Raw genomic sequence first — 26,756 nt, forward strand, 5'->3', positions numbered from 1 at the left:
GCCTCGGAGCCGGGACGGGTCGCGGGCCGGGGGAGTCAGCGCAGAACAAGCCGCGGGCCGCCGGAACCTGCCGCCCGGGCGCGAGCGATCACCGAGGCCGCGTCGAGGTTCCGGGCGTTGAGCGCGCGGATCAGGCCGTCGGCCTGCCTCGGAGCAACCGCGAGCACCAGCCCGCCGGCGGTCTGGGGATCGAAAGTCAACTCCAGGTGCGGCCCCGGCGCGGCAAGCAGCTCGATCTCGACCGGCAGCCGTGTGTTCTGATCGTGGCTCGTGCTGCGCTCGCCGCGGTCCAGGAGCTCGAGCGCGCCCGGTAGCGAGGGCAGGGCGCCGACGAAGATCTCGAGATCCACGCCGCTCGCCTGTGCCATTTCACCCAGGTGACCGGCCAGACCGAAACCGCTGACGTCGGTCGCGGCGGCCACGCCGGCTCGTCTGGCTACCTCCATCGCGGCCCGGTTGCTCGTCTGCATCGAGGCGAGGCATGTCCGCAACCAGCGGCCGGGACAGAGGCCCATCCGGTCGGCGGCCAGCAGCACGCCGCTGCCGAGCGGCTTGGTCAGAACGAGCGCGTCGCCGGAGCGGACCCGGCTCTTGAGCAGCAGGTCGCAGCCGTTCTCGGAAACGCCCTCCACGTGGAAGCCGACGACCAGTTCGGGGCCGGTGTTCGTGTGGCCGCCCAGGAGCAGAACGCCTTCCGTGTCGAGCGCCGCACGGGCGCCTGCCAGTACCTGGATCAGAAGCTCCTCCGCCGTTGCGCCGTCGGCCGCCTGGGGCAGGGTGACCAGAGCCTGGGCGAAACGGGGCGTTACGCCGGTGGCGTGGAGATCGGAACAGGCGTTGACGGCGGCTACACGGCCCACGAGCCAGGGGTCGTCGGTGAAGGCGGGGAAGGCGTCCAGCGAGGCGACGACCCGGTCGCCGGCCGGCGTCCGGTAGGCGACCGCGTCGTCCGGCGTCGCCGTGTCCAGGATCACCTGCTCGCCGGTTTCCGGGCGAGCGTCCAGACCTGCCCGCGCCAGAGCTCTGGCCAGCCGGTCGGGACCGACCTTTGCCGCGCAGCCGCCGCAGAACATGGGAGTCGACTCCGGCTCTCCGTCCGCACCATGGGCCTTTGGGCCGGCCCCCATGGTTCCGAACGCGGGCATCGGCCCGCCGTCCGGGTCGAGCGCCTGGAAGCGCTCCATGAACCTGCGATCGATCCGGTCCTTGAGCCGCATGACCCAACGACCTTCGAAGGCGGCGCCCCACTTGGCGCCGGCGGCGCTGCCGTCGCCGAGGTTGAGCAGAGCCAGGAAGTCGCCTTGCGGCCGGTACCGCCGGAGTCGCTGCCCCGTGTTCAGGCGCTCCAGATTCTCGATCAGGTAGGGCCCCATGCGCACCGCGTAGACGCCGGCGCGAGGCCGGTTCGGCTCGTCGATCAGGGTCGCGCAGTCGCCGACGGCGAAGATGTGGTCGTGGCCCTCCACCTGCAGAGTGGAACGGGTGCGTGCGAAACCGCGGTCGCAGAGGGGCAGGTCGGAGCCCCGGAAGATTGGCAGCGCGGCGGCGCCGGTCACCCAGAAGGTCAGGTCCGAGTCGAGCCTTCTGCCGTCCTCGAGCTGCACGCCGCCCGCCTCGACCGCGGCGACCGGCACCTCGATCAGCGTCAGGAGCCCGCGCTCGCGGGCCGCGGCCTCGACTCGCCGGGCCAGCGCCGGATGGTAGCCGGGCAGGATGCGGTCGCCCGCCTCTACGATCGTTACATAGGGTTCGAGTCCCTGGCGACGCAGCCGGGCGTCTATGCAGAAGGCCAGTTCGATGCCGCCGGCGCCGCTTCCGACGATGACAACGCTCGGCTGCTGGGTGGTCAGAGCCTCGACGCGGCCGGAGATCGCCGCCGCCAGCCGGTTGATCGGCCGGGTGGGGACCGCGTGCTCGCGTACGCCGGGCAGCTCGAGGCCGGCCACGGTCGATCCAACGTCGAAGGAGGCGACGTCGAACGAGATGGGCTCGCGGCCCTCGACCAGCAAACGCCGGTTCGCCGCTTCGACGCCGATGCAGGGTGCGAGGACGACCCGGACGCCCGCCCGGCGCGCCAGCGGCACCGCGTCGATCTCCAGTTCATGCCGTTCGTACTGGCCGGCCACCAGTCCGGGCGCCATGCCGGAGTAGACGGCGATCGGCGTGTCGACGACGAGGGTCGCCTCGACGGTCGGGTCCGGGTGCATCATCCAGTGGCGGAGGACCTGGATGTGGGTGTGCCCGGCCCCGACCAGGACGACCTGCGGCATCAGGGCCCGTCTGCTGTGTCCGCGGCCCGCACCGCCCCGGACGCTTCGAGACCGGTGATCCGCTCCGTGCCGTAGCCCAGCTCCGCGAGCACTTCGCCCGTGTGCTCGCCGAGACGCGGGGCGGGCCTTCGGATGGACCCCGGCGTTTGCGAGAAACGCCAGGGCACGCCGGCCATGCGCAGGTTGCCGAGTTGGGGGTGCCTGACGACCTGGCTCATCGCCATCGCCTCGACCTGGGGATCGTCGAAGAACTCCTCGGCCGAGCGGACGGCGGCGCAGGGAACGCCGACCGCAACCAGCTCGGCCTCCAGTTCGCGTGCAGGTCTTCGTGCCACGATCGGATCGATCTCGTCGCTCAGCGCGGCGGCGTTGCTGGCCCGCTGGGGGTTCGTCTCGTAGCGCGGGTCACAGGCGAGGTCGTCGCGGCCGATGGCTTCGCAGAAGAGCCGCCAGAACTTGTCCGTGCCGGCTGCGATGAAGATCGGCCCGTCCGCGGCGGCGAACATCCGGTAGGGGAAGATGCCGGGCGGTCCGGTGATCTCGGCGTCCAACGGCTGAAGGTAGGACTGCGCCTGGGCGCTCATGATCGCCTGAAGCAGCGAGGTCTCGATCCGCTGGCCTTCGCCGGTGCGTTCGCGGTGGAGGAGGGCGGCATTGATCGAGCAGACCGTGAGCACGGCGGCCATGTAGTCGGAAACCGCCACCGGGCAGATGGCGGCGACGCCGTTCATGAGTTGCTGCAGGTGGGCGGCGCCGGCCATCGACTGGAGCACCGGGTCGTAGCCGGGTCGCTGGGCGTACGGCCCGCTGCCGCCGAAGGCGCTGGACGAGGCATAGACCAGTCCCGGGTTGTGGCGGCTCAGGGCGTCGTAGTCGATGCCGAGCCTGGTCGCGACGCCGGGGCGGAAGTTCTCCATTGCGACGTCGGCGGTCCGGGCGAGGTCGTAGACCACCTGCCGGCCCTGCTCCGTCTTGAGGTTGACGGAGATACCTCGCTTGTTCCGGTTCCACGCCTGAAACATCCGGCTCTCGCCTTCGATGAAAGGTCCCCAGTGCCGGGCGTTGTCGCCGCCGGGCGATTCGATCTTCAGGACATCGGCACCCATGTCGCCGAGCAGCATGGCGCCGTAGGAGCCGGCGATGAAGCTCGTGAAGTCGAGGACCCGGATGCCGTTGAGCGGGCCGCCCGAGCCGGACCCGTGCGAAGGCGTCTCAGACATTCGGCGATTGTAGCCCCGCGGGACCTGCCCGCGGCTACTCCACCAGCTCGACGTTGTCGATCTCCAGCCAGAAGCCGCCGAGATCGGTGGGGCCTCCGATGAAGAAGGCCCAGGCGCCCGAGGGATCGAGACCGCGGAACGAGGAGAGCGGGATCTCGACCCGGCTCCAGTCCTCTCCGGCCTCGAAGGAGGCGGCCGCCGGCTGCATACCGAGGTTCTCGGCGAACGCCATCGCCTGGTATGTCGCGCCCTCGCCGCGGGCGTCGAAGGCGAGAGCACGGATGCCGCCGACGTCGACCGGATCGCCCATCCGGGAGCCGAGCAGGACCGTGACCCCGGACCAGGGGAAGGCGAAGCCTTCCTTGATCTCGCCCTCGATGCGCAGGGCGCTGCCGCCCTCGTCGCGAGGCGCCGCGGCGCTCGTCACGGTCGACTTGCCGCCGGCGAAGGCGTCGGTCGAATGCGACCACTTGGGAGGCAAAGTACTTCCGCTCAGGCCCTCGAAGTCGCCGAGCAGCGTGGATTGGAGGAGGGGCCGGCCGGGAGCGGTCTCGGCGCTCCAGCGCTCGAAGCGCCTCCCGTCCTTCCAGATCGCCGCGATGTCGCGGGTGGCCAGCACGTCCGCGGTCGCATCGCCGCGAACCAGGACCAGGTCGGCCTTGAGGCCGGCCGCGATCCGGCCGCGGTCACCGAGGTCGAAGGCGTCGACGGCCGCGGTGGTGGCCGCTCGCAGGGCCTCGACCGGGGTCAGACCCGCGCGGACCAGCAGTTCGAGTTCCCGGTGGATGCTCGCGCCGTGGGTCGTTCCAGGATTCGGTGCGTCGGACCCGGCCAGAATCGGCACCCCGGCGGTGTGCAGGGCGCCGACGCCGGCGAGTATCTGCGCCATCAACTCGGGATCCGGCGCCCGTCCGAAGTCCTGCCCGAGACCGCCTCGTTGCTCGGGCGTGAGGAAGGGAGCGATTCGCGGATCGGCAGCGAGTTCCACGCCGCCTCCGGTCCCGGCGATCGTCTCGAGCACGGCGAGGGTCGGGACGATGAAGATCCTCGCCTCGTGGGCCGCTTCGACGAACTCCGGGCCTCCCGTGCCGTCGAAGTACATGTGGACCAGGCCGTCGGCGCCCGCGGCGATGACCTCCCGCGCCGCTTCCGCGGTGCTGATGTGGAAGACGGCGAGCCGGTCGTGATCGTGCGCGGCGGTGACGATCCGCGGCAGGGTCGAGGCAGCGAACGTGGGAAGTGGACGCCCGGCCGATCCGGCTTCGTAGATCACCTTGATGAAGTCGGCGCCGGCGGCCACGCGGTCGGCGATGAAGGCGTCCGTCTGCTCCGGGTCGTCCAGCGTAGCGAGCGCGACGCCGAACTGCGTGCCGTGTCCGCCCGCGACGGTGACGGGGCCGCCTGCGAAGACGTCGGCCCGGCTCGGAACCGCTCCCGCTGCCTGCTCCCGTCGCCACTGCGCCGCCATGGCCTCCGCGGTGAGCATGTCCAGCACGGTCGTGACGCCGAAGTTCAGCGCCTGCTCCAGCGCCGGCCCGAAGTTGTGCGTATGGCTGTCGATCAGCCCCGGCAGCAGGGTCATGCCGGCGCCGTCGACGACCGTCGCCTCGGCTCTGGCGGCCGCCGGAATGTCGTCGCCGGGCGTGACCGACTCGATTGTCGGGCCGCGGATCACGACGGTGGTGTTCGGGAGCACTTCGTCGCCCGTGAACACGCGCGCTCCCTGGATGACCGTGGGCTGCGCGAGGGCTGAGCCGGCGAAAGCGGGCAGACCGCAGACCGCCATGATCGTGACCCGGAACAAGCCGAACGGCAGTCGTTTCATCGTCGCCTCCCTGTGCGTTGGAACCGGCTGTGACGGTGTCTTCGACCCGCGTATGCTACGAGTTTGCGCCGTAGAACGCCGCGACGAAGGGAGCACCCGTGAAGATCAAGCTCGACATCGACTGCACGCCCGAAGAGGCGCGCGCCTTTCTCGGCCTCCCCGACCTGGCGGGGATTCAGAACGAGATGCTGGAGAAGTTCCGGGATCGCATGGCCGCCAACCTGAAGTACGCCGACCCGCAAGAGATGTTCAAGCTCTGGTTCGGCGGTCTGGGGACCGGCTTGCGGCCTCCAGCCAGAGCGAACAAAGCGAACCGCGACGCCGACTGATCCGTCAGCGTCCTGGCTGTTCGCCAGCGCCAGGGACCTGCCGCTACGCTCCGGCTCCCGCTTCCAGCCCGGTCACGTCGTACGACATGAGGATTAGGTCGTGCGTGGCGTCGTTCGGGTCGATGACCCAGTCGGCCAGCAAGGCCTCCACCGAGAAGCCCAGGTTCTGGAACATCTGGCGGGCGCCGCGCTGCTCGCGGGCCATCTGGGCGACAATCTTGGTCAGCCCGATCTGCTGGGCCAGGTGAAACACGTCGTGCGCCAGGTGGCCGCCGAGACCCGCCTGGCGGACCTCGGGCAGCACCATGATCCGGATCTCGCCCAGGTGCCGCATCCAGGACGACTCACGCCGGTTCAGGCTGCCGTAGCCCACGAGGCGGTCGCCCAGGTGGGCGAGCACGGCGACGCGCGTTCCGGACACCGTACCGTCGACCCAGTTGTCCACGACCTTCGGATCCGTCATGTCGACCCGCAGGAAACGGAGGTCCTCTTCGGGCAGTGCGCGCGCAAAGGCGAGCACATCATCGCGATCTTCCTGCCTCAGAAGACTGAACCTGAAGGACTGGTTCTTGAGGCGGATCGTCCGCGGGTACTGGGTCGCCATGTCGTTCACTCAACTGCCTCCTCTTGGGCTTCGTGCGTGGATGGGGGCTGGGCGGTCGCTTCGTTGTCGTCGCTACCGCCGGCCAGCCGATCGAGATAGGCCGTTACGGCATCGAACGAGCCGTCGACCGTACTCTTGAACTGACGCTGGCCGTCCTCGGCGGCGCCCCGCCAGGTCCGGATCAGTTCGCGCGCCTCGTCCGGAAGGTTGGGTACCTGGTTCATCATCCGGTCGGCGAGTTCGAGTTGACGCTCCTGGAGAGCGACGATCGCATCGTAGCCGTTCTCGAAGGCGGCTCGCTGGAACTCAAGGATCTGCTTCTGGAAGTCGAGCACCTGTCTCGGAATGTTGGTACGGGTCATGGTGTCTCCGGGGTTATGGAACTGCCGTCGGTTGGGCCTGGAACGGAGTCTTGCGGCGACGCCGGGGAACGCTTCCGGCCGCCTCGTGGAGTTCGGCGAACGACTCCGCGAGCAGGTCCGGCAGCGTCTCGGCGTCGGGGCAGCCTCGCTCGTCCACGGTGAGACCGACGTGCAGTGACTGGTTGTAGGCGAAGAACGCGCAGGAGAGGCCCTGGCCGAAGCCGAGGGGCCAGGAAGGCGTGTAGCCGGAGAGAGGTCGGCCGGCCAGGAACTGCGGGATCTGGGGGCCGTTGGCGTTGGCTACCGTGAGGTGGAACGGCGGCCGAACGGAGGAAGTCATCGCGAGCGCGGCGGCCGCCAGGGGACCCGCGGCCTGTTGCATGCCGGTGAAACGGGACAGCACGTCCGCTACCCGGGCAGCTCGCAGCAGCCGCGCGAGCTGATGCACCGAGCGCAGCCGGGCGGCGGCGCCGACCTCGAGGGGAACCTCGATGGGCAGCAGGCTTCGCCGCTTCCGTTCGTGCTCCGGAATGTCGGTGGCCAGCGCGACCCGGAGGCTGCGCCCGTGGATGGAGACCCCTCTGGCGGTGAGGTAGCGCTGCAGTGCGCCACCGGCCAGGGCGACGACCAGATCCGAAAGCGTGCCTCCCAGCCGGGCGCGTATCGCACGGATGTCGCCGTAGGGGAACGCGGTCCGGATCAGGCGTCGCCGCCCACTCAACTGTCCGTTGAACGGCAGTGGCAGCGGCGGGAGACCCAGGTCGGGCATCGTCTCGCTCAAGGTCAGAAAGGCGGTTCGTGTCTCCTCCGAGGAGAGTTCCTGGAGGCCCGCCATCAGGTCCTGGCTGGTCCGTGTCCAGTTCTCGAACCACTCGGTCGGTCGGGCTTCGGAGCGGACGCCATTGGTGGCCGGACCGGCGGCCTTCTTCTCGTCGACTTCCGTGCCGCTCGCGAAGAGCGCGTGGAAGAAGTCGCCCGTCGCCAGACCGTCCGCCGCGACCAGGTGCGACTTGACCAGGAGGGCGTCGCCGGCGTCGTGGTAGCCGGGCGCCAGATGAAGCTCCCACAATGGCCGGCCCGGGTCGAGCGGCTTGCTGAGGGCCTCATCGAGCGCGGACACGGGGTTGCCGTTCGAGACGACGTGAAGGTGTTCCCCGAGCTCGAAGGGCGCCGAGCGCCAGCGCTGCGGGCCGTAGCGTGACCCTTCGACGCGGAGGCAGAAGCGGGGGAGTCTGCGCAGCCGGGTCATCCAGTGGAGAAGCTCCTGCCGGTCGATCTCGCCGGAGACCAGCGCGAGACCCGCGACGTGTAGCCCGGGGCTGCGGCGCTCCAGGTTCCAGAGGACGGCCTGGTCAGGCGTCAGGAGGGCGTCGGCGACGCTCACGGGCTGGTCTCCCGATCCAGTGCGGGGCTCGGATGGCGCTTCAGGAAGCGGGCGAGGTGGTAGTAGGCGAGGGGATTGGCGGCCAGGCCGGAGTGGGTGCCGGGGACTTCGCGGTTCTGTGCCGGGTCGTGAAGCCGGGTGTAGCGCCAGGCGACGACGCCGTCCCGCCGCGTGAAGATGGCGAGTTGCGGCACCTCGTCCGGGAACGTGCTCTGAACCGCGCGAACGAGGTCGCAGCGGCAGTCGCCGGAGAAGCAGGCGGGCTCCCGGGCGTCGTCCTGGTCGACGACGCGGCGGCGAACGGCTTCCGCCATGCGCATCACCAGGGGATGTGAGCGGACGCCGCGGATCGGCGAGCCCATTGTCGTGACGGACGCGATCAGGTCCGGACGCAGGCACGCCACGCCGCGCGACAGCATGCCCCCCAGGCTGTGGCCGACCAGGTGAACCCGGCGGCCCGTCTTGCCGGCGGTCTCCTCGAGCGTTTCGACCAGCCGGCCGCCCAGGCGCTCGAGGCAGTCGGCGTTGTGCCCGATGCCGGAGGGATGGGCGCGATAGCCGATGCGGCGGAGCCAACCGCGCATCGGCGCCAGGTAACCGTCGGTGCCGGTGAAGCCGGGAACGACGATGACCGCGGCGCCGTCGCCGCGCGGCGCGCCGATGCCGTGGAAGATCGGCGTGAACGGCAGGAAGGAGAACTCTACGGCCGCGAACGCCTCGCGCCACAGCGGCAGGGCCGCCGGCACCGAGTCCCGCAGGAGACGCGGGTTCACGTTCCAGATCGGACTGGTCCGTGGGCGTCGGGCCGATGCCGTCACTAGGCGACGCCTCGGAGGGGATCGTCCGGGTCGGACGTCGCGTCCGGGTCGGAGGCGGTAACGAGTTCGGGCGTGGCAGGCGGCTCGGGAGCCTCCGCCTCGGGCGCCGCGGAGGCGAAGCAACGTGCCCCCAGCGGCTCCTCGTCCTCCACGCCGGCCGCCTCGCGGAGTTCGGCGTAGGACTCTTCCAGACACTCGGCGAGTCGCCAGGCGTCGGGGATCAGCTTCGCGTCTACCGTCATTCCCAGGGTAATCCGCTGGTTGTAGCTCAGGATGGCCACGAACAGACCGATGTTGTTCGAGACGATGCCCAGCGGCAGCCAGTCGACCAGCTTGTGGCGGCCGAAGTAGAGCGGGATCATCGGCCCGGGCACGTTCGTCGACACGGTGTTGAACAGGGTCTGGGAGAAGGGCATCGTCGCGCCGATCGCGGCCATGAGCGGCGGCACCCGTTCGCCGAACTGGGTCATCTGGTAGAAGGCCTTCGCCTGTCCGGCTTCCTTCAGCCTGTTCATCGCCTCCCGTTCCTTGCCGAGGCGTTCGACGGGATCGTCGACGCCGACGAAGAGCGGTGCGATCATGTTCGAGACGAGATTGCCGAGCTGGCCTCGTTCGTCCTTCTGGCGCATGCTGACGGGACACATGGCGCGCAGTTCGAGTCCCTTCGGGTCCTGGCCGCGGGCCCGCAGGTACCGGCCGATGCCGCCGGCGAGCACGGTGAGCACGACGTCGTTCACGGTGCCGCCGAGGGCCGACTTCACGGCGCGCATCGCCGGGAAGGAGAACTGGGCCCAGGCGAAGCCGCGCTCCTTGCTCACCGGCCGGTTGAAGATGGTGCGCGGGGCCGGGGCGGCGGCCGGCAGGGTCGCGGTGCTGGCAGCCACCATCTCGCGCATGCGATCGGCCACCAGGTTGGGCCGCATGGCGTCGAAGGCGGCGTCGCTCCACGACCGGCTCAGCTCGCCGAGACGATGCTGCATGGCCTCCTGGAGCAGGCTCAGGGAGTCGGGCAGCGGCTTCGGCGCCCAGGTCTCGGCCGTAGGCTCCGGCAACTCGTCCGTGGGCGAGAGGTCGCTCAGCACCATCGACAGATCGACTCCCGAGACGCCGTCGACCATCGCGTGGTGGATCTTCCAGACCACCGCGGTGTGGCCGGGAATGCCCCGCAGCAGAATCCCCTTCCAGAGCGGCCGGTTCCGGTCGAGCATTCCGCTGTACGCCTCGGCGGCGGCGCTGGCGAGCACCTGGTGGTCGGCGTCCTCCGGGATCCAGACTTCCTCGACGTGATTCTCCAGGTTGAACGACGGGTCGTCCACCCACGCCGGGTGGGAGACGAGGAAGGGCGGGAACAGCACGCGCTGGCGGTAGCGCGGCAGCAGGTGCATGCGGGCCGCAATCTGCTCGACCATGTACTCGCGCGAGAATTCGCCTTCGTAGACCATGCAGCCGCCGATGTGCATCGTCTCGTTGGGGCGTTCGACATAGAGGAAGGTGGCGTCGAGAGGGGTCAGGAATCGGTTCAATTCCGTGGCCATTTTGTGGTCTCCAGAACGGGCGGATCACATGTGGGGAGGGGCTTTGCTGCGCTGCTTGCTGCAACGCAGCAGAAGCCTCGCACAGAAGCGTGCGATTGGCAAGGGTTGGCCCCTAGCCAGGCCGCCGCCAGTAGAACCTGGTGACGTCGATGACCTCGCGCGTCGGCTCGACCAGGATTCGGACCGGTGACCGCGGCGGTTCAAAGCGCGGCGTCAGGCAGCGGCGTCGTTCCCTGCCTCTCTGGGTGTGCCGGCAGGGCATTGAATCGCCGGCGACTTCGATCGAGATCCGTACGTCGTCCCGGGTGGGTGTGCGCACAGCGATCTCCAGCGATACGAGGTGTCGGGCTGCTTCGGCGGTGCCGGCTTGCGGGTGGAGAGCGGCCGGGTCGATGTCGTAGAGCCCTTCGCCCGCTGCGGAGAAGCCAGCGGCTGCGGGCGGTTCGACCGCAGCGAAGGAATGGCGGACAAGGACTACGGGCTCTCCGCGCAGCCGGAACAGACTCGGTTCGAAGCGCTGGACGGTGGCGCCGGGCCGTTCCGCGGTCAGTTCCCGGTAGACGGAGTCCTGGCCGGGCGCGAGGCGCGAAGCCGGGAACAGCAGGACGTCCGCGGCTTGCCACTCGTACGCGGACTCGGCCGCGATGTTCTCCGTGCGGATCAGCGTGGAGACGTAGTTCCCGTCCCAGATCCGGGGGTCGAAATCCTGGATCCCGAGCGGCAGTTCGGAGATGAAGGTCCTTCCCCTGAGCGGTTTGGGCCTGCCCGCCGTGCGGGCCGCTTCCGCGGACGTCAGGGGGACGTTCACGTCGTACACCGTGGCATGGACGAACCGGGCCTTGTCGAGGCCGGCGAGTCCGGCGACGGTCGCGAGGATGGCGAGGCCGGCGACCGTGAACCGGGTCTCGGGCAGGGCGCGTGCGGCGCTTGCCAGCCGGCCGATGAACCAGGCGCCGGCCAGGGCCACGACGGGGGCCACGATCAACCAGTTCGGCGGCTTCGGATAGCGGGTGACGATCCACAGCGAGCCGACGTAGCCGCCGAAGAGGACGGCCAGGATCCAGGCGTCTCCGGCGGTTGCGTCTCCGGCCGCGCCCGGCAGGGGTCGACTGAACCCGCGCCGGGAGCGGACTGCGAGAACGAACATCCAGCCCAGGCCGAGGAGCCCGCATGCACCCAGTACGGGGCTGAAGTAGACGCTGCCGGCGAGGCTGGTCACCGCGTTCAGCGGTTGGTCGAAGAGGCCCGCGCCGACTTCGGCGAGCCGTTCCCGGTAGTGACTCACAGTGTTGCCGAGATGGCGCCGGTACATCTCGGGCGCCAGGACCAGCCAGGGATTGAGCAGGAGCAGCAAGCCCGCACCGCCGGCGGCCGCGACCGCGGTGCGGCGGAACAGCAGGCCGATGTCGCGGACGCCGCCCAGGGCGATGGCGAGGAGCAGCGGCAACGCGAGCGCCGCGCCGTTCCACTTGGCGGCGGCCGTGGCGCCGACCATGGCGCCGGCGATCGCGTACGCCCGGAGACCCTCGCTTCGCCGCGCGGCGAGGATCGCGTAGAGGGTCAGCGCGGCGGTCAGGACCAGCATGATGTCGGGCTTGAACACCCCCGATTGCCGCAGGTGCCAGGGGGCGACGGCGAGCAGGGAGGCCGCGCCCAGGCCCACCCAGGGACCGAACAGCCGCCGTCCGATCAGGAACACGACGAACAGCGAGGCGGTGCCCAGAAGGGTCTGAATGATCCGGGAGTACCGCACGGCGATCCGGGTGAGATATGGCCGCCCATCCGGCGCGATCCTGAACGTGGTAGGCCAGGAGGAGAGCGATGGCAGCGAGCGAGCCGTCTCGTACACCTTGAGGGTCGCCGCGTGGGGCAGGTAGGAGAGCGTCGGATAGTGGGTGCGTACCGGCCGCCACTGGTCGTGAGCCACGATCGCGGCGACGTTGCCGGCGTTGTAGCGCTCGTCCCAGAGCCGGTTCATCGTGGGGTCCGGCCAACTGAAGAGCACGCGGACGGCGAGTGCCCACAGGAGCAGCAGGCCGAGGAGCCACTTCTGCAGCCTGGTCGTGGAGGGCGAGATCCCTTCCGGGTCCCGGTGGCTCGCCGCCTCTGCCGCGTTCATCGCGTCAACGCAGGATGGGGTAACCGCTCACGGCGGTCAGCTCGCGGAACAGGCCCTGCAGCCGTTCTAGCACCGGCCGCTCGCTACCGCCGATCGGACGGCCATCGACGTCCGTGACCGCCACGAGTTCGCCCATCGTGCCGGTGCAGAACGCCTCGTCGGCGCGGTAGAGCTCGGCCTGTGTGTAGTCGGTCACCTCATGGGGGATGCCGTTCTCCCGGCAGAGGTCGAGTACCGTCGACCGGGTCACTCCCTCCGGGCAGGCGTGGCAGCGGCTGGTCACCACGACGCCGCCGCGCACCAGGAAGACGTGGGTCGCGTTCGTTTCCGCGACGAATCCCTGGCGGTCGAGCATCAGGGCGTCGTCGGCGCCGGCGGCGTTCGCCTCGATCTTGGCCATGATGGACTGGATCAGGTTGTTGTGGTGGATCTTCGGATCCATGCAGTCGGGCGGAAAGCGGCGGATCGACGAGGTCATCAGCCGGATCGGCTGCGAGCCGTACACCGGCGCCTTGTGCTCGGCGAGGACGATCAGGGTGGGGCCGGCGGTGTTGAGCCGCGGGTCCATGCCGGAAGTGATCTTGACGCCGCGGGTCAGGGTCAGGCGGATGTGGACGTTGTCCCGCATCCCGTTCGCCTCCAGGGTGCGGCGGATCTCGTCGATGATCTCCTGGTGTGACGGGATCTCCGCGAAGGCCAGAGCCAGCGCCGAGTGGCGGAGGCGGTCCAGGTGCTGCTCGAGCTTGAAGATGCGGCCGTCGTACAGGCGAAGCCCCTCCCAGACGGCGTCGCCGCCCTGGACGGCGGAATCGAACGGGCTGATGCCCGCCTGGTCACGGTGGATCAGCTCGCCGTTGATGTTGACGAGCAGGTCCCGGTTCCTGGGGTCGGCCTTCTGCAGCATGGGGAGTTCGCTGGCGGTTGGGGACGGGATCAGAAGACGAGGCTCAGAAGCGGAGACGATGCGCGGCGAGGTGATCGTAGTGGTTTTGGCACTCTGCGAGCACGTCGTCCAGGAACTCCGGGACCGGCTCGTTCTTGGGCCGGTAGGGCGCGAAGCCCGTGCTCTTCTCGACCGCACCGTACCAGTGCGGCGCCCAGATGCCGTCCGTCTCACGGCGGCCGGCCGGCCAGCTCATCATCTCCTCGTCGAACTCCGCGCCGACCGCGCTGCACAGGCTCTGGAGGCCCGCGCGGGGGTTCCGCAGCACGTCGGCCGAGTCGACCACCGCCGGGGCCCGGCCGAGCCGCCCGCATTCCAGGTCGAAGAGCTCCCGCTGCTGGGGCAAGCCGGTATCGGGCAGCTTCGGCCGCGGGAGAATGTGGATCAGCGACGTCAGCATCTCCGCCGGGTCGCGGATCAGGAAGACGTTGGTGAGCTTCGCCACCCAGGACCGGTCCGTTTCCGGCAGAAGGTGATGCGCCATGTGCTTTTGGTAGAAGACCGGCCGGCCTTCCGGCGCGTCCGCGGTCAGCCACTTCGTGACCCGGTCCAGGTCGCTGTCGTGGTGGGCCAGGATCTCCTCCCGGCCGGGATGATCGAGACCGTGCTCCAGCAAGTAGTTCGCGTAGAGGGGCTCGTCGCATACGAAGGTGTCGTCGCGGTTTCCCCAGGCGCGCAGCATCGCGGTGGAGATGTTCCGGGGGCCGGACCACATCGCGATCCTCAGCACCTGTTGTTTGCCCGACATGGGTGTCGCCCTCCGGCTCAGGGTGCCGCTGCGGCGGCGGTCGCTCCGTAGCGCGACCGCATCTGTGCGAACACGGCGGTCATGTCGTTGTGGGTCGCTTCGGTCAGGAACCGCTGGGTCCACATGATCCGCGGTCGGGCGGAGACGTTTGGCGCCGCTGCGTGCAACAGGCGCATGTCCATCAGGTACACGTCGCCTCGCTCCCCGGTCATTTCGACGACCCGCAGGTCGGTGCCGTCGTACCGGACGGTCTCGCGCAGGAATCGACGGCGGTCGCCGGCCTGCTTCGACAGGAGTTCGCGGAAGTAAGGCTCGCGCCGCAGGCGGTCCGCGATCTGCCGGGAACCAAGCCACGGAATGTCGTACAGGAGCCGGTGACCGCCCTGGACGGCGACCGTGCCGCCGCCGCCCGCCTCGACCGTGTCGAGCAGGACGAATGTCTGCACGCCGGGGACGGTCCGGCGGTTCGGCAGTTTGGGCAGGTCGACATGCCAGATGTCGTGCGGAAGGGACCAGGCGCCCTGTTCCGGCAAGGTAAAGAGAAGCTGCGGCCACTTCATCATCGGTCTGGTCGCTCCCCCGGCCGCCGACTCGACTTCGGCCTCCAGCTCCGGCGTGGCCAGGTCGGCCAGCAGGTGCTCGTGCCTCAGCTCCTCCAGCAGCTTCTTGCTCTGGCGGCGGGAAGGAATGTGGGCCATGCTCTCGATGCACCAGGCGTCCTTGCGGCGCATGCCTGCCTGTTCCAGCTTCCGATAGACCAGCCTCAGCACGGGAGCGGTCATCTGGTCTGGGAGCAACCCGGGCAGCTTGACCAACCCCGTGGCCTCGAATCGTTCGCGATCGGTCCGGTTCATGGCGTCCTCGGATCAAGCATATGGCGTTCCCCCCGGTGATAGCTTGCGCCGATGAGCCGGCGGGCCGAGTTCGAGGCTGAGCACCCGGAAGTTCACGTCCTGTCGGCCGACCAGGCGGGGCGTGTGGACCTGGTGATGGGCGCGGTCGGCTGGTTGGGCGACGAGGAACAGGTCACGACCTGCGCCTCCCTGGGCGGCGAATCGAGCACCGTGATGCGGGTCGAACTCCAGGAACTGCGCGGGGGCTGGCGCACTGCGGTGCTGAAGCAGTCGCTGCCGTGGCTGCGGCGAGACGAGTCGGTCGCCATGCCGGCCGACCGCTGGCGCGGCGAGCACGCGTTCTATTCAGCGGTAGCGCGAGTACCCGAGGCCGCCGCCCGCATGCCGCGGCTGATGGCCGCCAACGAAGCGAGGTCCTTGTTGCTGCTCGAGGACTTCCGCGGCGCTTCGAACCTCACGTCGCTCTACGGTGGCGGTTCGCTCGCCAGGGGAGCCGCGGAGGTTCTTGGGGCGTTCCTTCGGGCGCTGCGCTGCGGCACGCGCGGAGAGCGGGATGCGGAGTTCGCGCACGGCGGCATGAAGGCGCTGAGCCACCGCCTGCTGTTCAAGGCGCCGTTCGACTCGCCCGGGCAAGGCGGCAACGGCTTTGGCCCTGACGGTCCCGCGCCGGCCGGCGACGCCCTTGACGCGTTCGAACCCGGGCTGGGCGAGGCGGCGGCGACCCTGCGGTCGGATCGCACCTTCAGAGAGGCCCTCGCCGAGTTGGGAAGCCGCTTCCTCGACTCTGGCGCCTGCCTGGTTCATGGCGCGTTTCATCCCGCCAATTGGCTGCTGTTGCCGAACGGCGACGTCCGTGTGGTGGACCCGCAGTACAGCAGCCCGGGCGACCCGGAGTTCGATCTCGGCACCGCGCTCGCCCACCTGCTGCTCGCCCGGCAGCCTGTGGAAGTCGTCGCGACGTTCCTGTCGGCGGCCACCGGTGCTGAGGAGGCAGGCCGGGAAGGCCCGGCGGACACCGAAGAGGTCGAAGCCGGCGTCGACCGGCCCCTCGTGGCCCGCTACGCGGGAGCGGAGATCGTCCGCCGATTGCTCGGGGGCGCCCAACTGCCGCTCGAGGGGGAAGGCGGCTTTCGCCGTGGTCTGCTGGAGACGGCTCGAACGGCGGTCCTCTCGGGCCACCTGGAGGTACTGGAGACATGAAGCGATCTCACGTGCGCCGGCTGATCGCGGCGCTCGGTCTGGTCACACTCGTTGCAGCGCCCGTCGCTGCCCAAGGCACGGACTTCGAACAGGGCCGCGTGCTCCACGGTCCGGGCCACGTGCTTCCGTACCGGGACCGGGCGGAGCCCTTCAACCGCATGCTCGAGGAACGGCTCGACACGCTGCTGCCGCGGCTGATGCGGGAAACCGGGATCGACATGTGGCTCGTCATCAACCGGGAGTACAACGAAGATCCGGTGTTCTTCAGCCTGGTGCCGCGGCCGGTGTTCGCGGCCCGCCGCACGACGATGCTCGTGTTCTACGACCGCGGGCCGGACAACGGCGGCGTCGAGCGCCTGACGGTCAACCGCTATCCGTACGACGCGTTGTACGAGTCGGCCTGGGAGGGTGGCGACCTCGAGGAACAGTGGCGGGGACTGGGCGAAGTCATCGCGGCGCGCGACCCGAAGCGGATCGGCGTCAACGTCTCGCGCCACTGGCCGGTCGCCGACGGTCTCTCGGCCGCGCTCCACGAACGGCTGATGGAGGTGCTGACGCCCGGACTCAAGGAACGGGTGACCAGCGCCGAGGAACTTGTCGTGCGCTGGATCGAGACCCGCAGCCCGCTGCAGATGGAGGCATATCCGCAGATCGTCTCAATCGCCCGCGGCGTGATCGCGGAGGCGTTCTCGGAGCGCGTGATCACTCCCGGTGCCACGACGACGGACGATGTTGTCTGGCACATGGCCCAGCGCTTCGAGGATCTCGGGCTGGACATCTGGTTTCTGCCCTCCGTCAACGCGCAACGCCGGGCTGCGGGCGAAGACAGCGGCTGCGGCGTCGACGAGCCCTTCTGCGGTGGCAGCGGCGATTTCGTCATCCAGCGCGGCGACGTGCTGCACACGGACGTGGGCATCTGCTACCTCGGTCTCTGCACCGACACCCAGGAGATGGGCTACGTGCTGCGCCTGGGCGAGCGCGAGGCGCCGGCTGAACTTCAGAGAGCGCTGGCGGCGGGCAACCGCTGGCAGGACATCCTGACCGGCGAGTTCAGAACCGGCCGCAGCGGCAACGAGATCCTGGCTGCCACGATCTCGCTGGCCACGGACGAGGGCCTGCGTTCCAGCACCTACACGCACCCGCTCGGCGTGTTCGGCCACGCTCCGGGGCCGACGATCGGCATGTGGGACAACCAGGGACCGACGCCGATTCGCGGGGACTGGCCGCTCTACCCGGACACCGCCTACGCGATCGAGGGCAACGTGAAGGTCGAACTCGGGATGTGGGGCGGCCAGGATGTCCAGATCAAGTTGGAACAGAGCGCGGTCTACGACGGCGAGCAGGTCCTCTACCTGGCGGGCCGCCAGACCGCGTGGCACCTGGTCCGCTGACTAGCGCCCCGAAACTCCTCGCAGACTCGGGGTTTCGGTCCAGCCCGTCCGCACGGCGGAGCCTGACGCCGCAGAACTTGCTTCGCTGCGTTCTGCAGCGCAGGCTCCTAGAAGATCGCCCCCAGCAGGCCGAAGCCGGCGCAGACCGCCGCCACCAGGCCGCCGACGACCAGCAGCACCACGCCAACGGCGAGCGCTACCGGCAGCGCGATGACCGCGACCGGAATCAGGATGGCGGCCAGCAGGGTCGCGGCGATGAAGCCGATGATCTTGAACGGCAGAAGCACGAGTTTGAACGCGATCTTCGCGACGAAGGCCACGACGGCGAAAACGGCCAGCAGGCCGAGGGCGATCGCCCCGAGAGTCAGGATGGTCAGGACTTCCATGTCGAGTTGTACTCCTCCTGTTGACTACTACGCGATCCGGTTCGCCGAGGTTTCGCGGGCGCTACACTCCCGGCATCATGAAGACACCGAAGATCGACCGTAGACGTTTCCTTGAAGCTGGCGCCGTGCTGGGCGCCGCGGCCGTGACAGGCTGCATGGACGGCGACCCGGCCCCCGAAGGCGACGACGTTGCCGCCGCGGCAACGGCCGAGCCGCTCTACCGCATCTCCCTGGCGGAGTGGTCCTATTTCCGCGAGCTGTTCGGGCCGGGCCTGAGCGCGTTGGGCGACGGCTCCTTCCGGGACGACCCGAGCGTGCTCTACCAGGGTGAGCTCGACCACCTGGACTTCCCGGCGCGCGCCCGCAGTCACGGGATCGAGGCGGTCGAGTACGTCAACACGTTCTTCTTCGACCGCGCGCGCGACGAGGAGTACCTGGCGGAACTCAGGACGAGGTGCGACGGCGAAGGGGTGACCAGCCTGCTCATCATGTGCGACGCGGAGGGTGACATCGGCGCTCCGGATACGGCGGCACGCGCGCAGTCGGTGGAGAACCACCACAAGTGGGTCGAGGCGGCGGCCTTCCTCGGCTGCCATTCGGTGCGGGTCAACGCCGCCAGCGCGGGTTCCTTCGAGGAGCAGCAGAAACTGGCCGCGGACGGACTCCGTCAGTTGTGCGAGTACGCCGACGGCTACGACATTGACGTCCTGGTCGAGAACCACGGCTATCTCTCCAGCAACGGCCAATGGCTGGCCGGTACGATCGCGATGGTCGACCATTCGCGGGTCGGCACGTTGCCCGATTTCGGCAACTTCCGGACTTCTTACGAGCCGGAGGAGTGGTACGACCGCTACCAGGGCGTCGCCGAACTGATGCCCTACGCCCGTGCGGTCAGCGCCAAGAGCTACGACTTCGACGAGGACGGCAATGAGACCGCGACCGACTACGAGCGGATGATGCGGATCGTTCTCGACGCGGGCTACCGCGGCTGGGTCGGCATCGAGTTCGAGGGCCGGATGGCCGCCGACGAAGGGATCGTCAAGACGAAGGAGCTGCTCGAGCGCCTGCGCGACGATCTCGCGCCCGAGTACGGCTGATTCCTGGCTAGGCGGGCAGCCGCACGCTGGCGTCCGCGTGCGATCCCGTCGGCGGGGCCCCCTCCGCCTCAAACACCCGCCCGGGGTTGAGGATGCCCTTCGGGTCGAGGGTTCGCTTGAGCGTCTTCATGAGAGCGATCTCCTCCGGGGTCCGGCTGCGCCCCAGGTGGGCCCGCTTCTCGAAGCCGATACCGTGCTCGGCCGACACCGAACCGCCGATCGGCTCGAGGCGTCCATAGACGATGTCCTCGACCGTGCTCCGAGCCTCCGGCGAGCCGTCCCTCACGCCGACGACCACGTGCAGGTTACCGTCGCCGAGGTGGCCGAAGACGACGCAGTCGCTTCCGGGCCAGCGTTCGTTCAGGGCGGTCTTGACTTCGCCCACGTAGACCTCCATGTCGGCGATCCGCAGGCTGACATCGAACGTGAAGATGGGCGCCAGGTGGTTGAGCTGCTCGACGTCGTCGCGCAAGGCCCAGATCTCGTCCCGCTCCGCCTTCGACTTGCCGAGCACGGCGTCGGCGATCAGGCCGGCCTCCATGCAGTCGCCGAGCGCTTCCTCGAACTGGGCGGCGTCCTCCTCCTGACGGGCGCCGAACGCCTCGACCAGCACGTAGTAGGGGTCGCCGTGCGGAATCGGGGGCGCCGTCCTCGCCCGCGGGCCGGTGACCAGCTCGTAGAACTCGCGCCACATGACCTCGAACGCGCTCATCGAGCCGCCGAGCTCCTCCTCCAGCTTTCGCAGCAGTGAGGTCACCTCCGTGAAGCCGGGCACGGCCAGCAGCGCGCAGTTGTGGCTGCGGGGGCGCCGCTCCAGCCGCAGCACGACGCGGGTGACGATGCCGAGGGTGCCCTCAGAGCCCACGAACAGGTGTTTCAGGTCGTAGCCGGCGTTGTTCTTGACCATCTTGTTCAGGCTGGAGAGCACCGTGCCGTCGGCCAGCACGGCCTCCAGGCCGAGCACCGAGTCGCGGGTCATGCCGTAGCGGATCGTCCGGTTGCCGCCGGCGTTGGTTGCCACGTTGCCGCCGATCGTGCAGGAGCCGCGGGCGCCGAGGTCGAGCGGGAAGAGCAGTCCCTCGGCTTCGGCCGCTTCCTGGATGCTCTGCAGCGCGGCGCCGGCCTGAACCGTCATCGTCCGGCCCACTGGATCGATCTCCTCGATGTCGGTCATTCGCTCCAGGGTGATGGCGACTTCGAGATCACCGGCGACGCCGCCGCCGACGAGACCGGTCAGTCCGCCCTGCGGCACCACCGGCTGGTTTGCGTCGTGGCAAGCCGCGAGCGCCGCCGAGAGCTGCCCTGTGGTGCGTGGCCGGAGAACCGCCCGGGCCGCGCAGGGAACGGTGCCCGAACCATCGCCGGCCCTCGCCGTCACCTCGTCGCCAACGAGGACGCCATCGTCCCCGAGAGCGTCGCGGAGTGCGGCGACCAGGCCTGCGTTGCTGTTGGGTTCGGAGTCGTTCATGAAAGCCGGATGGGACGTGGGTGGGAGCGCGCTGCTGGCGACGGCGGATCATACCGCTCTGGCCGCTCCTCGGATTCAACAGACGGTGTCTGCGGAATCCCATCCCTGCCGTGTCGTTCGGACTCGCAGGCGCTCTGCTGGTTGGCTCGGGCGGTTAGCGCAGAGTGTCGACTAGTGCGGCCTCGACGATTCTCCGGTCCTGCGTCAGCAATGTTGCGCCGAGCACTCTTGCCGTCGCGACCAGAATCCGGTCGCCGGGGTCGCGGTGGAATGAGTCGGGGAGCGCGGCGACCTGTTCAGCGACCGCTGGCGAGATTCCCTGTCGACGCACCAGCGGTGGAGCTACGGCCTTGTCCAGCCACTCGCGCAGCGGTAGGGACAGGCGTACTCGACCCAGGCTGTGGAGCGTCGCGATCTCCCACAAGGAGATGTCGGATACGAGGAGTGGGGACTGGGGGTCGACGGTCGCGACTGCCTCCTGTTGTGCTGGGGAAAGCCGGCCGGAATCATCGAGCCACCAGATGAGGACGTGGGTATCGAGCAGGAGGGTCAACTGCGCGTACTCTCCCAGTGGTCTGCGGGCAGTGGCGGCTCCACGATGTCGCCGACCTCGGTGACTGTGCCCTTCAGTTCGTACTGCGGGTACGCGACGCCGGACCGAACCGCGGGAGAAAGCTCGGCGACCGGTTTCCCGCGCTTCAGAATCACGACCGGCTCACCGGTGGCCGCTACGCGATCGAGGATGGCCAGACAGCGGGCCTTGAAGTCGGTGGCGTTGATCGTTTCCATCTGACCAGTCTTCAAGACTGGTCAGATAATGTCAACCCGCTTGACCCTCACCCCGCCACGCTGTGCTCCCGCTCCCGCAGCCGGATCAGGCACTCCTGGTTCGCCGAGGCGACCAGCTCGCCCTTCCGGTTGAAGACGTGCCCCCGGACGAAGCCACGGGCGCGGGCAGCGGTCGGGCTCTCCTTGCTGAAGAGGAGCCACTCGTCGGCGCGGAAGGGGCGGTGGAACCAGAGCGCGTGGTCCAGGCTGGCGCCCTGGATTCGGTAGCCCTTCATCGACGGGCCGTGCGGTTGCATGGACACGGCCATGAAGTCCAGGTCGGACATGTAGGCGAGGAAGGAGAGGTGGACGATGCGGTTCTCGGGCAGGGATTCGCGGCAGCGCAGCCAGGTGTTCTTGCGCGGCTCGGTGGCCGGGCGGTCGCCGCGCGGGAGCATCTGGATGCCCTCGACCTGGCGGCTGTCGATCACCTCGAAGCGGTGCGCGAAGCGCTCGTACGAGGGGTCGTCTTTCGCCATCTTCCGGTAGAGGTCGCCGTCGGAGGGCAGCTCGTCGGGCGGCGGCACCTCCGGCATGTCGGACTGGTGCTCCAGGCCGCCTTCCTCGACCTGGAAGGACGAGGACATGTTGAAGATGGCCCGGCCGTGCTGGATGCCAACGACGCGGCGCGTGGTGAAGCTCCTGCCGTCGCGGATGCGGTCGACGTCGAAGAGGATCGGACGCTTCGGGTCCCCGCGGCGCAGGAAGTAGGCGTGGATCGAGTGCAGGTGGCGGTTGTCGACCGTCTTCGAGGCGGCGACGATGGCCTGGCCCAGCACCTGGCCGCCGAAGACGTGGTTGCCCGGCCCGTTCTGTGCCCGGAACAGGTTCTCCTCGATCTGCTCCATCTGCAGCAGGTCGATCATCTCCTGGACGGCGCCGTTCATCGGAGCGGCATGGTACCTGTTGCCCGCCGTCAACGCCGGGGGTGGTCTCAGAGCGTCCGGCGCAGCCAGTCGAGCAGTTCTTCGAGGTTCGTGACGACGAGAGCGCCGGCAGCGGCGGCCCGGGTCGACTGGTCGCCGTCGCCCGGCGGCCGATCGAAGACCGCCAGCGGCCGGCCGTAGCGCAGAGCCAGCTCGATCTCGCTCCAGGTGCCGGCACTGCCGGGGAGAGCGACCACGGCGTCGGCGGAGAGAACGTTGATGTGGTTGCGCGAGAAGGGACCGGTGCCTGCCGCGCCGGACAGCGGCAGGTGGGTGCGGATCACGACCTCGACCCACGGGTTCGGGTAGCCGTCGGGCGAGCGGTCGCCGTTCTGCTCGCTCGGAACGACTCCCAGGCACAGTCCCTCCCGGTCATTGGTCTGGGCGAAGGCGCGGCTTGCGGCCGTCATCGTGCCGCGGCCGCCGCCGGTCAGCAGATGCCAGCCGTTCAGGGCGATCGCGCGTCCCAGGGGCGCGGCCAGTTCCTCGTGGCTTTCGGCGCCCGAACCCATCACGCCGACGATGGGGCGCCGTTCGACTACTGGGACTTGCCCCGGGCGCTGATCGGCCACAGTTCCTCCACCCGGCCGTCCCGCACCGGGTAGTAGACGTCGTAGAGGTTGACCGTCGGGTCGCAGTGCGGCGTGATGCAGCGAATCCGGTCGCCCAGCCGGACCGGTCTGGAGGCATCGGCAATGCGGAGCATGCCGTGCTCGTCGCCGCCCCAGCCGTAGACGACGCCGCCGATGTCGGCGAGTTGGGGCCGGTCGGCGTCCGACGCGAACGCCTTGTAGCCACCGTCGGTCGTGATCAGGTCCGGCACCGGCTGGCTGATCGCCGTTACCTGGACGAAGAGCGAGGTCTCGAAGTCGTCGAAGATCTCGCCGTCGCGGCCGCCGATCCGCAGGTACTGCTCGTCCATGAACAGGTAGGAGCCGACCTGCAGGTCGGTCATCCCGTCGACCTCCGAGTCGATGTCCCAGGTGCCCGTGCCGCCGCCGCTCAACACGCTGACCGCGATGTCGTCCGCCTCGATCAGTCGCCGCGTCTCGACCGCGGCCTCGAGCGCCTCGAGCGACCGGGCCTGCCGCTCGGCGTGGCCGTGGACGTGCATGAGGTGTCCGGCGTACGCCTGAAGGCCCCGCAGGTCGAGATGGGGCAGACCGTCGATCGTCCGCGCCAGTTCGAGCGCCGGTTCGCCGGTGGCGATGCCGGTGCGCCGGGTGCCGACATCCAGATCGACCAGTACCCGCTGCGTGACGCCTTCGGCCATGGCCGCCTGGTGCAGCCGTTCGGCCGCGGCCCGGTGATCGACCACCAGGGTGACTTCCGGGCTTTGCTTCGAGAGAGCGACGACCCGCCCGATCTTGTCGTCGGTGACGACCGGCGACGTGATCAGGACCTCGTCGATGCCCGCCTGGACCATGACCTCCGCCTCGCTGACCTTGGCGCAGCAGACGCCGACCGCGCCGAGTTCCATCTGGCGCTTCGCCAGGAGCGGGCACTTGTGGGTCTTCGTGTGGGGGCGCAGCGAGATGCCGTGTTCCTCGGCGTGGGCAGCCATCTTCGCCAGGTTCAGCTCCATCCGGGCGACGTCGATCAGCAGTGCCGGCGTCGGCACATCCTCCACGGAGAGTGGTGTGTCGAGGGGAATCGCTTCGTGACTCAACGCGGGCTCCGCGGTACGGACGGTTACACCGGAACTGCAGGCGACGGTTGCGCCGCCGGCCGCTCCGACCGCGCCCAGGAACGCGCGTCGCGTGGTGTGGTGCGCCATTCGAAGCTGCGACTATAGCCTCAGGGTCCATGCCCAGAACCGCCGCAGTCGTGCTGTTCGTCGCCGCGGCAACTGGTCTGCCTGCCCAGCCGCCGCCGGATCGGACGTTCACCGACGCGGTCGAGGTGACGGAGTCGTCGGTCGTCATCGAACTGCCGCGGCTGCGGAACGCAAGGCCGTCCGACTTCGAGTCCGGCGACTTCGTCGTGGAGGTCGCGGGCGAGCGGCGCCGCGTGACCGGTGTGTCGGCGCTGGACCAGAAGACGAATCCGCGGCCTGTCCTCGTCTACGTCGACGCGGTGCTGGCGAAGCCGGAGACGGTTCGCCTCGGTACGGAGGCGCTGGCGCGGCACGCGAGGCAGTTGGTGGCGTTGGGTCCGGTCGAGATCGTCCTGCACGATGGTGCGGTCAGCGGTTCGGAACAGCGGCTCACGGCGACGACGGCGCCCCGAGCCGTCGAGGCGGCGCTGGAGCAGATCGCCGGCGAGCACCTTGGCCGCGACGCCTACTTCGAGTCCCGGAATCGTCCGGTGGACCTGCCGACCTACGTCGACGTGGTGCGTGAATCGGCGGCGCGCCTTCTGGCCGAGACGACTCCGCGCTGCGGCGATCCGCCGTGCTTCCTGTTCTGGCTGAGCGACGGATTTCCCGCTCTGGACGATGCCGGCGTTCGAGCCGCCGGCGACCTGGAGGCGGGGCTGGCCGCCCACGGCTGGATCGTGATCGCGATGGCGCTTCATGTGCCGACGCCCGATCCGGACTACGGAGCGCCGCGGCCGATCAGCTATGAACAGTGGAAGGCGCTGACGCCGGGAGTCAAGATGGCGCCGTCGGCGGGCGAGATCAGCCGGCTGCAAGGGCTCTCGGCCAACAGCTTCGACCTCTACGTCGAGCCGCGCTACGAACCGCTGCGGCGCGCGGCGAGCGCTTCCTGTGGAGCGGCGCTTCGAGTCGAGCACCAGCTCACGGCGGAGTTCGAGCGGCTGGAGCGAAGGTTGCTGCTGCGCTTCGCCACCGCGGCTGCCGGGACGGACCAGGAGGCAGGGGAGGCGGTGCGGTTTCTGCCCGTTGAGGTCCGTCTGGCGGAGGTGTCTCGGTTCGCGGATCGACGGAAGTTCAAGCGCTGGCTGGGATTGGTGCCGAGGGAGGAGCGGCTGCACTTCGCGCGGTGGGTGCGGCCTAGAAGCTGAGCAGGGTCACCAGATCGCCGGCGACGAAGAACAGCGCCAGCGACAGCAGCGCCGTGAGCACGAGCGGCGCGACGCAGAGAAACGGCGCCTCGGCGATCGGCTTGCGGTCGCCGCCGGCGCTGCCGCTGGGGCCGGCCGAGGGCGATGCCGCGAAGAAGCCCCGAACAACCACCGGCATCAGGTAGAAGACGGCGAGCAGGGAGCTCAACATCAGCACGCCCAGAAACGCGGCCTGCCAGGCGAATCCGGTCTCGAGCGCGCCGACCATCAGGTACCACTTGGCCCACGAGCCGCCCAGGGGCGGGATGCCGATGATCGAGAGCGAGGCGAGGGAGAAGGCCGCGAAGGTCCAGGGCATCGTGCGGCCGAGACCGTCGAGCTCGCTCACCTTCTTCTTGTGGGTGGCGACCAGGATGGCGCCGGCGCAGAAGAAGAGGGTGATCTTGCCCGCCGCGTGCATCGCGATCTGCATGCCGCCGGCGAGGACGCCCGTAGCCGTGGCCATCGCCGCGCCGAGGACGATGTAGGCGAGCTGGCTGATCGTCGAGTAGGCGAGCCGCGCCTTCAGGTTGTCCTGGCGGATCGCGATGACGGCCGCCATCAGCATCGTGAACGAGGCGATCGTCATCAGCGAGAGTGACGCGTTGCTGCCGCCGAGCAGGTCGAGGCCGAAGACGTAGACGACGACCTTGAGGATCGCGAACACGCCGGCCTTGACCACCGCCACCGCGTGCAGCAGCGCGCTGACCGGGGTCGGCGCCACCATCGCGTTCGGCAACCAGCGGTGGAAGGGCATGAGCGCCGCCTTGCCGGCGCCGAAGGCGTAGAGCAGCAGCAGCACCGTGACCATCCCGGAGCTCGTCTCGGCGCCGAGAATGCCGCCGGGCGTGAACTCGATCGTGCCGGTCAGCCGCCAGGTGAAGAGGATGGCGAACAGCAGGAAGGAGATCGAGGTGAAGAGCAGGATGCCGAGGTAGACGCGCCCCGCGCGCCGCGCCTCGTCCGTGCCGTGGTGGGTGACGAGCGGGAAGGTGAGAAGCGTCAACGCCTCGTAGAACAGGAACAGCGTGAACAGGTTGCTGGCGAAGGCGATGCCCAGCGCGGCGAAGATGGAGAGAGCGAAGAAGGTGAAGAACCGGGTCTGGTTCTGCTCGTGGTGGCCGCGCATGTAGCCGACGGCGTAGATCGAGGTGACGATCCACAGGCCGCTCGCCACCAGGCCGTAAAGCAGTCCGAGCGGCTCGACCTGGAACGCGAGTTCCACTCCCGGCAGCACCTCGAACAGGACGAGTTCCGGCCGGCCGCCGGCCAGAACGTCGCCGGCGAGGCGCCAGACCGTGGCGAAGGTGCAGGCGCCGATCAGGGGTGTGGCGATGTCCCGCAGGTTGGGGCGGCCCAGGCCGCCGCCCAGCAGCAGGCAGGAAACCGCCGCCAGAACCGGCAGCAGAAGGGCGACCAGAATCGTCGTCTCGGGGCTCATCG

General features: G+C 69.2%; 25 protein-coding genes. 5 read left to right on the forward strand and 20 right to left on the reverse strand.

The window, feature by feature from the left end:
- Nucleotides 1-35: 35 nt before the first annotated feature.
- Genes selD through OXI49_04005 form a run of 3 tightly spaced genes read right to left on the reverse strand, consistent with a single transcriptional unit; the run spans nucleotide 36 to nucleotide 5,315 of the window.
- Nucleotides 36-2,270, reverse strand: coding sequence for a selenide, water dikinase SelD (gene selD, locus OXI49_03995; GenBank protein MDE2689650.1), 2,235 nt, complete (start codon nucleotides 2,268-2,270; stop codon nucleotides 36-38).
- Nucleotides 2,270-3,490 carry a CoA transferase gene (locus OXI49_04000; protein ID MDE2689651.1) on the reverse strand — a complete coding sequence of 407 codons (1,221 nt, stop codon included), beginning with the start codon at nucleotides 3,488-3,490 and terminating at the stop codon, nucleotides 2,270-2,272. Before OXI49_04000 ends, selD begins: the two co-directional genes overlap by 1 nt.
- 34 nt (nucleotides 3,491-3,524) lie before the next feature.
- Nucleotides 3,525-5,315: a CIA30 family protein gene (locus tag OXI49_04005; GenBank protein ID MDE2689652.1), complete on the reverse strand. Its 1,791-nt coding sequence runs from the start codon at nucleotides 5,313-5,315 to the stop codon at nucleotides 3,525-3,527.
- Between the two features lie 98 nt (nucleotides 5,316-5,413).
- On the opposite strand from OXI49_04005, the gene OXI49_04010 reads away from it, so the two are divergent.
- Complete coding sequence (locus OXI49_04010) at nucleotides 5,414-5,644, forward strand: DUF6489 family protein (GenBank protein ID MDE2689653.1); 231 nt, start codon at nucleotides 5,414-5,416, stop codon at nucleotides 5,642-5,644.
- Between the two features lie 43 nt (nucleotides 5,645-5,687).
- Here the strand turns inward: OXI49_04010 and OXI49_04015 are convergent, their stop codons facing one another.
- The 9 genes from OXI49_04015 to OXI49_04055 form a co-directional block, all read right to left on the reverse strand.
- Nucleotides 5,688-6,248, reverse strand: coding sequence for a GNAT family N-acetyltransferase (locus tag OXI49_04015; GenBank protein ID MDE2689654.1), 561 nt, complete (start codon nucleotides 6,246-6,248; stop codon nucleotides 5,688-5,690).
- Between the two features lie 5 nt (nucleotides 6,249-6,253).
- Nucleotides 6,254-6,610 (reverse strand): hypothetical protein, encoded by a 357-nt coding sequence (locus OXI49_04020; GenBank protein MDE2689655.1) that lies wholly within the window; start codon nucleotides 6,608-6,610, stop codon nucleotides 6,254-6,256.
- A gap of 13 nt (nucleotides 6,611-6,623) precedes the next feature.
- A complete protein-coding gene (locus OXI49_04025) occupies nucleotides 6,624-7,994 on the reverse strand; it encodes a WS/DGAT domain-containing protein (protein ID MDE2689656.1) in 1,371 nt (456 codons plus the stop codon).
- A complete protein-coding gene (locus OXI49_04030; protein MDE2689657.1) occupies nucleotides 7,991-8,767 on the reverse strand; it encodes an alpha/beta fold hydrolase in 777 nt (258 codons plus the stop codon). Before OXI49_04030 ends, OXI49_04025 begins: the two co-directional genes overlap by 4 nt.
- Before the next feature lie 44 nt (nucleotides 8,768-8,811).
- On the reverse strand, nucleotides 8,812-10,347 hold the full coding sequence (locus OXI49_04035) for a wax ester/triacylglycerol synthase family O-acyltransferase (GenBank protein MDE2689658.1): 1,536 nt from the start codon (nucleotides 10,345-10,347) through the stop codon (nucleotides 8,812-8,814).
- A gap of 112 nt (nucleotides 10,348-10,459) precedes the next feature.
- Nucleotides 10,460-12,466: a glycosyltransferase family 39 protein gene (locus tag OXI49_04040; protein MDE2689659.1), complete on the reverse strand. Its 2,007-nt coding sequence runs from the start codon at nucleotides 12,464-12,466 to the stop codon at nucleotides 10,460-10,462.
- Between the two features lie 4 nt (nucleotides 12,467-12,470).
- The gene (locus tag OXI49_04045) at nucleotides 12,471-13,370 is read right to left on the reverse strand and encodes an aminotransferase class IV (protein ID MDE2689660.1); all 900 of its coding nucleotides are present in this window, start codon (nucleotides 13,368-13,370) and stop codon (nucleotides 12,471-12,473) included.
- Between the two features lie 43 nt (nucleotides 13,371-13,413).
- Nucleotides 13,414-14,157, reverse strand: a complete 744-nt coding sequence (locus OXI49_04050) for an HAD family hydrolase (GenBank protein MDE2689661.1) — start codon at nucleotides 14,155-14,157, stop codon at nucleotides 13,414-13,416.
- A gap of 17 nt (nucleotides 14,158-14,174) precedes the next feature.
- Nucleotides 14,175-15,011 carry a phytanoyl-CoA dioxygenase family protein gene (locus tag OXI49_04055; protein ID MDE2689662.1) on the reverse strand — a complete coding sequence of 279 codons (837 nt, stop codon included), beginning with the start codon at nucleotides 15,009-15,011 and terminating at the stop codon, nucleotides 14,175-14,177.
- Between the two features lie 51 nt (nucleotides 15,012-15,062).
- On the opposite strand from OXI49_04055, the gene OXI49_04060 reads away from it, so the two are divergent.
- The gene (locus OXI49_04060) at nucleotides 15,063-16,211 is read left to right on the forward strand and encodes a phosphotransferase (protein ID MDE2689663.1); all 1,149 of its coding nucleotides are present in this window, start codon (nucleotides 15,063-15,065) and stop codon (nucleotides 16,209-16,211) included.
- Entirely contained in the window at nucleotides 16,208-17,602 is a 1,395-nt protein-coding gene (locus OXI49_04065; GenBank protein ID MDE2689664.1) for a M24 family metallopeptidase, read from the forward strand. Before OXI49_04060 ends, OXI49_04065 begins: the two co-directional genes overlap by 4 nt.
- Nucleotides 17,603-17,709: 107 nt before the next feature.
- Here the strand turns inward: OXI49_04065 and OXI49_04070 are convergent, their stop codons facing one another.
- A complete protein-coding gene (locus OXI49_04070) occupies nucleotides 17,710-17,988 on the reverse strand; it encodes a hypothetical protein (protein MDE2689665.1) in 279 nt (92 codons plus the stop codon).
- A gap of 77 nt (nucleotides 17,989-18,065) precedes the next feature.
- On the opposite strand from OXI49_04070, the gene OXI49_04075 reads away from it, so the two are divergent.
- Nucleotides 18,066-19,085: a sugar phosphate isomerase/epimerase gene (locus OXI49_04075; GenBank protein MDE2689666.1), complete on the forward strand. Its 1,020-nt coding sequence runs from the start codon at nucleotides 18,066-18,068 to the stop codon at nucleotides 19,083-19,085.
- Between the two features lie 7 nt (nucleotides 19,086-19,092).
- On the opposite strand, the gene OXI49_04080 is transcribed toward OXI49_04075, so the two are convergent.
- The 6 genes from OXI49_04080 to OXI49_04105 form a co-directional block, all read right to left on the reverse strand.
- Nucleotides 19,093-20,553 carry an FAD-binding oxidoreductase gene (locus OXI49_04080; protein MDE2689667.1) on the reverse strand — a complete coding sequence of 487 codons (1,461 nt, stop codon included), beginning with the start codon at nucleotides 20,551-20,553 and terminating at the stop codon, nucleotides 19,093-19,095.
- A gap of 154 nt (nucleotides 20,554-20,707) precedes the next feature.
- Nucleotides 20,708-21,106, reverse strand: a complete 399-nt coding sequence (locus OXI49_04085; GenBank protein ID MDE2689668.1) for a type II toxin-antitoxin system VapC family toxin — start codon at nucleotides 21,104-21,106, stop codon at nucleotides 20,708-20,710.
- A complete protein-coding gene (locus tag OXI49_04090) occupies nucleotides 21,103-21,357 on the reverse strand; it encodes a type II toxin-antitoxin system Phd/YefM family antitoxin (protein ID MDE2689669.1) in 255 nt (84 codons plus the stop codon). The genes OXI49_04085 and OXI49_04090 overlap by 4 nt, the downstream gene beginning before the upstream one ends.
- Nucleotides 21,358-21,389: 32 nt before the next feature.
- Nucleotides 21,390-22,268 (reverse strand): acyl-CoA thioesterase II, encoded by an 879-nt coding sequence (locus tag OXI49_04095; protein MDE2689670.1) that lies wholly within the window; start codon nucleotides 22,266-22,268, stop codon nucleotides 21,390-21,392.
- 47 nt (nucleotides 22,269-22,315) lie between these two features.
- Complete coding sequence (locus OXI49_04100) at nucleotides 22,316-22,879, reverse strand: hypothetical protein (protein MDE2689671.1); 564 nt, start codon at nucleotides 22,877-22,879, stop codon at nucleotides 22,316-22,318.
- Nucleotides 22,846-24,084 (reverse strand): DSD1 family PLP-dependent enzyme, encoded by a 1,239-nt coding sequence (locus OXI49_04105; protein MDE2689672.1) that lies wholly within the window; start codon nucleotides 24,082-24,084, stop codon nucleotides 22,846-22,848. Before OXI49_04105 ends, OXI49_04100 begins: the two co-directional genes overlap by 34 nt.
- A 29-nt stretch (nucleotides 24,085-24,113) precedes the next feature.
- Here OXI49_04105 and OXI49_04110 point away from each other — a divergent pair, with 29 nt between their 5' ends.
- The gene (locus tag OXI49_04110; GenBank protein MDE2689673.1) at nucleotides 24,114-25,274 is read left to right on the forward strand and encodes a hypothetical protein; all 1,161 of its coding nucleotides are present in this window, start codon (nucleotides 24,114-24,116) and stop codon (nucleotides 25,272-25,274) included.
- Here the strand turns inward: OXI49_04110 and OXI49_04115 are convergent.
- The gene (locus OXI49_04115) at nucleotides 25,264-26,754 is read right to left on the reverse strand and encodes a proton-conducting transporter membrane subunit (GenBank protein MDE2689674.1); all 1,491 of its coding nucleotides are present in this window, start codon (nucleotides 26,752-26,754) and stop codon (nucleotides 25,264-25,266) included. The two genes, OXI49_04110 and OXI49_04115, sit on opposite strands and share 11 nt — an antisense overlap.
- Nucleotides 26,755-26,756: the final 2 nt, after the last annotated feature.

It is taken from the genome of Acidobacteriota bacterium (assembly GCA_028875725.1).
Lineage (GTDB): Bacteria > Acidobacteriota > Thermoanaerobaculia > Multivoradales > Multivoraceae > Multivorans.

Excerpts from the sequence above, each read along its gene's own strand:
- OXI49_04020 (MDE2689655.1), bottom strand. The coding sequence starts at position 6,610 with ATGACCCGTACCAACATTCCGAGACAGGTGCTCGACTTCCAGAAGCAG.
- OXI49_04115 (MDE2689674.1), bottom strand. The coding sequence starts at position 26,754 with ATGAGCCCCGAGACGACGATTCTGGTCGCCCTTCTGCTGCCGGTTCTG.
- OXI49_04080 (MDE2689667.1), bottom strand. The coding sequence starts at position 20,553 with ATGAACGACTCCGAACCCAACAGCAACGCAGGCCTGGTCGCCGCACTC.
- OXI49_04105 (MDE2689672.1), bottom strand. The coding sequence starts at position 24,084 with ATGGCGCACCACACCACGCGACGCGCGTTCCTGGGCGCGGTCGGAGCG.
- OXI49_04055 (MDE2689662.1), bottom strand. The coding sequence starts at position 15,011 with ATGAACCGGACCGATCGCGAACGATTCGAGGCCACGGGGTTGGTCAAG.
- OXI49_04075 (MDE2689666.1), top strand. The coding sequence starts at position 18,066 with ATGAAGACACCGAAGATCGACCGTAGACGTTTCCTTGAAGCTGGCGCC.
- OXI49_04005 (MDE2689652.1), bottom strand. The coding sequence starts at position 5,315 with ATGAAACGACTGCCGTTCGGCTTGTTCCGGGTCACGATCATGGCGGTC.
- OXI49_04000 (MDE2689651.1), bottom strand. The coding sequence starts at position 3,490 with ATGTCTGAGACGCCTTCGCACGGGTCCGGCTCGGGCGGCCCGCTCAAC.
- OXI49_04050 (MDE2689661.1), bottom strand. The coding sequence starts at position 14,157 with ATGTCGGGCAAACAACAGGTGCTGAGGATCGCGATGTGGTCCGGCCCC.
- OXI49_04065 (MDE2689664.1), top strand. The coding sequence starts at position 16,208 with ATGAAGCGATCTCACGTGCGCCGGCTGATCGCGGCGCTCGGTCTGGTC.
- selD (MDE2689650.1), bottom strand. The coding sequence starts at position 2,270 with ATGCCGCAGGTCGTCCTGGTCGGGGCCGGGCACACCCACATCCAGGTC.
- OXI49_04110 (MDE2689673.1), top strand. The coding sequence starts at position 24,114 with ATGCCCAGAACCGCCGCAGTCGTGCTGTTCGTCGCCGCGGCAACTGGT.
- OXI49_04070 (MDE2689665.1), bottom strand. The coding sequence starts at position 17,988 with ATGGAAGTCCTGACCATCCTGACTCTCGGGGCGATCGCCCTCGGCCTG.
- OXI49_04035 (MDE2689658.1), bottom strand. The coding sequence starts at position 10,347 with ATGGCCACGGAATTGAACCGATTCCTGACCCCTCTCGACGCCACCTTC.
- OXI49_04095 (MDE2689670.1), bottom strand. The coding sequence starts at position 22,268 with ATGAACGGCGCCGTCCAGGAGATGATCGACCTGCTGCAGATGGAGCAG.
- OXI49_04060 (MDE2689663.1), top strand. The coding sequence starts at position 15,063 with ATGAGCCGGCGGGCCGAGTTCGAGGCTGAGCACCCGGAAGTTCACGTC.
- OXI49_04045 (MDE2689660.1), bottom strand. The coding sequence starts at position 13,370 with ATGCTGCAGAAGGCCGACCCCAGGAACCGGGACCTGCTCGTCAACATC.
- OXI49_04015 (MDE2689654.1), bottom strand. The coding sequence starts at position 6,248 with ATGGCGACCCAGTACCCGCGGACGATCCGCCTCAAGAACCAGTCCTTC.
- OXI49_04040 (MDE2689659.1), bottom strand. The coding sequence starts at position 12,466 with ATGAACGCGGCAGAGGCGGCGAGCCACCGGGACCCGGAAGGGATCTCG.